Annotated in this window: 6 protein-coding genes and 2 tRNA genes; 6 read left to right on the forward strand and 2 right to left on the reverse strand. The window is 43.9% G+C overall.

What is annotated here, in order from left to right:
* Positions 1-214 precede the first annotated feature (214 nt).
* The 6 genes from L0J61_RS08225 (at position 215) to L0J61_RS08250 (ending at position 5,039) form a co-directional block, all read left to right on the forward strand.
* Positions 215-290: transfer RNA gene (locus L0J61_RS08225), tRNA-Gln, on the forward strand.
* A 110-nt stretch (positions 291-400) separates the two neighbouring features.
* Positions 401-1,348: a ribose-phosphate pyrophosphokinase gene (locus tag L0J61_RS08230; RefSeq protein WP_301465967.1), complete on the forward strand. Its 948-nt coding sequence runs from the start codon at positions 401-403 to the stop codon at positions 1,346-1,348.
* A gap of 400 nt (positions 1,349-1,748) precedes the next feature.
* Positions 1,749-2,432, forward strand: a complete 684-nt coding sequence (locus L0J61_RS08235) for a 50S ribosomal protein L25/general stress protein Ctc (RefSeq protein WP_301465968.1) — start codon at positions 1,749-1,751, stop codon at positions 2,430-2,432.
* A gap of 260 nt (positions 2,433-2,692) precedes the next feature.
* On the forward strand, positions 2,693-3,274 hold the full coding sequence (gene pth, locus L0J61_RS08240; protein ID WP_301465969.1) for an aminoacyl-tRNA hydrolase: 582 nt from the start codon (positions 2,693-2,695) through the stop codon (positions 3,272-3,274).
* 100 nt (positions 3,275-3,374) lie between these two features.
* The gene (gene panD / locus L0J61_RS08245) at positions 3,375-3,755 is read left to right on the forward strand and encodes an aspartate 1-decarboxylase (RefSeq protein WP_301465970.1); all 381 of its coding nucleotides are present in this window, start codon (positions 3,375-3,377) and stop codon (positions 3,753-3,755) included.
* A 300-nt stretch (positions 3,756-4,055) separates the two neighbouring features.
* A complete protein-coding gene (locus tag L0J61_RS08250; RefSeq protein ID WP_301465971.1) occupies positions 4,056-5,039 on the forward strand; it encodes a calcium/sodium antiporter in 984 nt (327 codons plus the stop codon).
* 115 nt (positions 5,040-5,154) lie between these two features.
* Here L0J61_RS08250 and L0J61_RS08255 read toward each other — a convergent pair whose 3' ends face one another.
* Together L0J61_RS08255 and L0J61_RS08260 are read right to left on the reverse strand one after the other, a co-directional pair.
* Complete coding sequence (locus L0J61_RS08255) at positions 5,155-5,829, reverse strand: RDD family protein (RefSeq protein WP_301465972.1); 675 nt, start codon at positions 5,827-5,829, stop codon at positions 5,155-5,157.
* A 336-nt stretch (positions 5,830-6,165) separates the two neighbouring features.
* Positions 6,166-6,242 (reverse strand) — tRNA-Arg (locus L0J61_RS08260).
* Positions 6,243-6,366: the final 124 nt, after the last annotated feature.

Here is a 6,366-nt window from a genome sequence, read left to right on the forward strand (position 1 = left end):
AGGTTTTGATCCTGACATCCGTTGGTTCGAGTCCAGCTACCCCTGCCATTTTTTAGTTTGGATTGCTTTTTTATAGCAATTGACAACACCTTCCTGTTTTCGGTATAGTTCGCAATGAACACCGTTAGGAAACTGTCGTTTTATACGGCTTAATAGGTAACATCGCAGACTAATTTTTTATTAGCACACGGCGACTGTACAACCTAGATATTACAGGGGTATAGCCAAGTTGGTAAGGCATCAGGTTTTGATCCTGACATCCGTTGGTTCGAGTCCAGCTACCCCTGCCATTTTTTACTGTTAAAGTAGTATTCAACTATTTTCAGCACTCTTTTCTATATTTGGGCAGTTAGACACTGCTTAGCGGTCGCTGCTTGAGTCAATCAATAGGACTTCAGTCATGCCTTATTTGGCAGTTTTTACGGGTAACGCCCATCCTGAATTAGCGAAAACCGTCGCCGACCATCTACACATCCCTCTTGGTAAAGCTGACATCACGCGTTTTTCTGATGGCGAAATTGCCGTAGAAATCAAAGAACACGTGCGTGGTAAAGACGTGTTTATCATGCAGCCTACTTGTGCACCGACCAATGACAACTTGATGGAAATCATGATGATGGCTGACGCCTTGCGTCGCTCTAGTGCTGGTCGTATTACTGCTGTCATGCCCTACTTTGGCTATGCCCGTCAAGACCGTCGTCCGCGCTCAGCCCGTGTTCCTATCTCAGCCAAAGTCGTCGCTGACATGCTCAACATCGTTAGCATCGATCGTGTAATGACCGTTGATTTGCATTCAGATCAAATTCAGGGGTTCTTCGATATTCCTGTTGATAATATCTATGGTACGCCCGTACTATTGAATGATCTGAAGAAACAAGATTATGACAATCTTATGGTCGTCTCGCCTGATGTCGGCGGTGTCGTTCGTGCACGCGCGATGGCCAAGCAGTTAGGTGATACCGACATGGCTATCATCGACAAACGCCGTGCTCGTGCCAATGAATCACAAGTCATGCACATCATCGGTGATGTTCGAGACCGTGACTGCGTTATCGTTGACGATATGGCTGACACTGCAGGGACATTATGCAAAGCCGCCGAAGCCCTGAAAGCAAACGGCGCTCGTCGTGTCCTAGCTTATGTTACCCACCCTGTACTGTCAGGTAATGCGCTGAAAAACATTAGCGAATCTACACTTGATGAACTGGTGGTGACCGATACTATCCCGTTATCGCCTGCCGCTCAGGCCTGTGGCAAGATTCGCCAAGTAAGCATCGCACCGATGCTGGCTGAAAGTTTACGCCGCATTAACAATGAAGAATCTATCAGTGCTATGTTTGATGCCTAACTGGCTCGATGTCTAACTAATAGCGTTGAGCATACTCAAAGTGTGCTGCTAACAACCGAAAAGCAGCGTCAAGTTTGATGACTTGACGCTGCTTTTTTTGCATCAGATTTCCCGTAGGTCTTTATTATTGTTACGAAACCACGTATAATGCGCGCCTGTGCTGACCGTTTGTTTTATTTCTGATGGTTGGCATTCTCAAAAGTGCTGATCATACTTAAACCTAAGGTTTTCTTGATCGTTGATATCATAGATACCATTACGGATAAGTACATGGCTACGATGATTGGTTGCGAGCTTTATCAACAACCAACTTTAGCTATCATCACGTATTAGTGGATTGGTCGCAAATCCACTTCTTTATGACCAGACACTTCATTTATTTTTTTATAGGATTATATCCATGAGTACTAATCATTTTGAACTAAGTGCAGTCAATCGTTCTGCTGAACAACAAGGTAAAGGTGCGAGCCGCCGCCTACGTAAGCAGAAACTAGTTCCTGCTATCATCTATGGTGGTAACGAAGAACCAACTTCTATCTCTATCAAGATCAACGAGCTAGTAAAATCACTTGAATTCGAAGCGTTCTTTTCACATGTTTTGACGTTGAACGTTGAAGGTGAAGAGCATCAAGTGGTAATCAAAGATCTGCAACGCCATCCAGCTAAAGGCTTCCCAATGCATGCTGACTTCCAGCGTATTGTGAAAGGTCAGAAGATCCATATGAACGTCCCTGTGCATTTCAGTGGTCGTGAAAATGCGCCTGGTACTGCTGCTGGTGGTGTTCTATCTACTCTAGTATCTGACATCGAAATCATCTGTATCCCATCATTGATACCTGAGTATCTAGATGTAGACGTATCAAGCATGGAAATTGGCGATCTGTTCCGCTTATCAGACATCGATCTTCCTGAAGGTGTTGTCATCTATGAACTTGAGCTAGAAGACGGTCACGACCGTACTATCGTCAACATGCAGCCACCAACGGTTGAAGAAGTAGACGACGAAGACGCTGAAGAAGTTGATGCAGCTGACGTGCCTGCTACTGAGCAAAATGCAGACGCTGAAAGTAAAGACGACGAGTAATAGAAAACATTAGGTGACGAACTTGTTGCCGTACCTAGCAATAGGTTCGTCAGTCAAAAAAACAGCAGGTGATGAATATCTCCTGCTGTTTTTTTAAGTAAGGTTTGAAAATACGACCTACGATCAATGCTATTTATGGCGTATTGGACATTTTTAACAATCAGCCATGTTTATTCGCGAATGTTCAACACGCCATAATACCTAAGCAGCTCTACAAACGCTCTTATTTCATTTATTAAAAACTTAAGCAAGGTGTAATGATGGCCATAAAGCTTATTGTCGGTCTTGGTAATCCTGGTCAGCAGTATATGTTTACGCGCCATAACGCAGGGTTTTGGTTTGTCTATCATTTGGCTCAGCAATTCAATATCACGCTCTCTCATGATAAAAAATTCCATGGTATAACAGGCCGCGGACAAATTCATGGCCACGATGTGCGCCTATTGATGCCATCGACCTTTATGAATAAATCCGGTCAGTCGGTAGTGCCGATGGTAAACTTTTACGGTATCGATAATGATGAATTGTTGATTGCCCATGACGAGCTCGATATCCCAGCTGGCAGTATCAAACTTAAGACATCTGGTGGGCATGGCGGTCATAATGGTCTACGCGATATTACCCCGCATATTGGCAATGATTTTCATCGTCTGCGCGTGGGTATCGGTCACCCTGGTCATAAGTCTAAAGTCAGCGGACACGTACTCTCTAAGGCATCACCAGATGAGCAAGCGGCCATCGACAGCGCATTGAGTGCCGCTTTTGAAGCCTTGCCATTACTATTAAGTGGTAACGTTGAAAAAGCTCGTTCGCAAATCAACGGTTTTAAACTGCCTGAATAATATGATACACCATATTTCTCAGGCTTTTATTTTAGCAATTAGATCCCCATTTAGTTTATGGTTTCATTAATTAACATCAGTTACGCTAAGGAAGCAACTCATGCTACTTAATATGCTTAAATGCAAGTTACACCGTGCCCGTGTCACGCATGCCGAACTTCATTATGAAGGTTCATGTGGTATCGATGGTGATTTATTAGACCTGGCTGGTCTACGTGAAAACGAATCTATCGATATCTACAACGTAAATAATGGCAAGCGCTTCCGCACTTATGCGATACGCGCTGAAGCTGGTTCTGGTATTATTTCGTTAAACGGTGCCGCTGCTCATATGGCCGACTTGGGTGATATTGTCATCATCTGCGCCTATGCGCATTTTGAAGAAGCCGAAGCCGATACTTATAAGCCAAAACTAGTCTATTGTAACGAAGACAACACTGTTAAAGACACTGCCAATATCATTCCAGTGCAAGTGGCTTAACGGCTTTCTGTCACTAAGACTCAGACATGTCAGGCACGATTTTACTGATATGGCGCTGACGTAAGATACTGCTTTTATAAGCTGTCGGACATTGACGTCGAAATATTCATAAGAGTATCGTAAAAAAGCTGAACCTGATTCAGCTTTTTTACGTTTATTCATACATTTATCAGATTATTCCCAAAACTAGATTAGCAAGAAGAGTGAGTCAGGTGCATAAGCGACTGAGCCACTAATCAAGCAAAGTTGTTATGATCGCTCTTCAAGTTTTTGGGTTTGGTATAAACAAGGAATTTAGTAATGTGGTTGGCAGTTATTGCAGTATTGATCGGTTTAGCTATTTTAGTCTGGAGCGCAGATGTTTTTATTGACGGAGCAACTGCGCTAGCCCAAAAGCTAAACGTCCCAAGCTTTCTGATCGGTGTCGTTATCTTAGGACTCGGCACCTCCGCTCCTGAAATGGTAGTCTCTGTATTAGCAGCATTGGAAGGAAGTCCTGAGCTCGCGCTAGGTAATGCCTACGGCTCTAACATCATCAACATCGCGCTTGTACTGGGTGCAACAGTACTGATAAGCCCTGTTATCATTCATAAAAGCGTCTTGAAACGCGACATGCCTCTCCTGCTTCTGATTACCGTTTTAGCCGCTTGGCAGCTGCGTGACGGCGTACTGGATCTGCCTGACGGACTGGTATTATTAGTGATGCTGGTGCTAGTGCTCGGCTTCCAAATCGTGATGAGCCTACGTGAAGCAAAGTCGGATAAGGCGAGCAGTATTGGTGACGGTGATTTGGCAGAATCAGACGATATCGAGCCTAGTATGATGCGCGGCTTGGGTGCTTTGCTTATCGGATTATTATTATTGGTAGCTAGCTCGCGTGCCATCGTTTGGGGCGCAGTTGAATTGGCGACGTTTTGGGGACTAAGCCAGTTGGTCATTGGTTTGACCATTGTTGCGGTCGGTACGTCGTTGCCTGAGCTAGTCTCGAGCTTATCGGCAGCGCGTAAAGGCGAACACGACATGGCCTTAGGCAATATTATTGGCTCTAATATCTTCAATACCTTAGGCGTCGTTGGTCTAGCTGCCGTGATCGCACCAATCACGCCGAACCCGATTGTATTTTCGCGAGATGTGATGGCGATGAGCTTTATCACCTTACTGCTCGCTGCACTCTGTTTCGTGGCCTTCAAGAGCAAACGTACATTTGGTCGATCGTCTGGTACGGTGCTTTTATTGGTCTTTATCGGGTATACCGCATGGCTGATACAAACGGTCAATGTCTAGCTCTTAAGTGAAACGCCCTATTTGGTCCCAGTACAGAATATTTAAGATATTTAAGTCCGCCAAGCATAAAGCTTAGGCGGACTTAATCGTTACAATTGATTTTTTTGGAAGGGTATTATTTATTATTCTTACGGTTTTTAAAGCCACGCCACAACCCTTCATGTGCCACCTTGGGCATTTTCAGAGTGATGGTGTTTGAAACGATATCTTGCACGGCAAGTCCACGAGGATTAAACAAGCAAAATACATAATTAAATATCAAGCCTAAAAAAGCACTGGCTAGCAAGACAGCTCGTGAACCACCAATCAAACTGCCGATAACGCCAAAAATCAATGGCATCAAACAAGCCGCCAAAATACGTTTGAACGACTGTCCCCACGTCAGCAGATGTCCAGAATTATTCACTGTCTTTAAACGCCATGTCTGCATCCCTAATGTCTGCCCACCACGGCGCCAAAACAATCCATAGAACGCAACCAGCGTCAGTACAAAAGACGGTGTCATGACGGCGTTCTGATACCATGTCGGCAATGACTGTGCTTGTGATGAGTCCACACCTGCATCCATGGTCATCAACGTACCAATCACCGTCAGTACCGTTCCTACCAAAAATAACAAAGCCAATACCAACATACCATCGTAAAGAATCGCCACGACACGCGTCGTCGGCTTAGCAATGGTAGGCTCTTCGTTAGGTTCTTGCCGCGCAGAACTACCTGATTGAGTCTTTGATTGAGTCGTTGATTGAGTAGCGGCTTTTGCTGGGCGTTTAGACATTTTTTTTGACATGGTACAAGCTCATAGCAAGCAGTGAATAGTAGCTCCATTGTACCGTAATTCACAAGTTTATCGTACACCTATACCGCGCCTGAACAGCATGCAGACTGAGAAAATCGACACGTCATTAATCAACTGCAGAGCATTCAAAATACAGCAGTTGCAATCAAGCACTTGAGAGTTTAAGTATTTATTCGAAGTGTTTAAAGATCACATGATTTGATCAGATATGAGACAGAGAATTTGTCATTACAAAAAGAGCAGACATAAAAAAATCGCCAAAATGTCATAAGACAGGCGATTGATTTAATGTTAGCTTAGTTAATAATACTTAAGCTGTTATGCAAATGGTACGCCTGGAGAGATTCGAACTCCCGACCCCTTAGTTCGTAGCCAAGTGCTCTATCCAACTGAGCTACAGGCGCGTGTTTTGCACATCATTTACTGCGTTGTTAGATAACAATTACAGCAAATTAGGTTGGTCATTATATAGATAATATCGCCTGTGTCAACATTTTTATTAGCTAAATTTAAAATAAATTTTAAATT

Source organism: Psychrobacter sp. (genome assembly GCF_030457785.1).
Lineage (GTDB): Bacteria > Pseudomonadota > Gammaproteobacteria > Pseudomonadales > Moraxellaceae > Psychrobacter.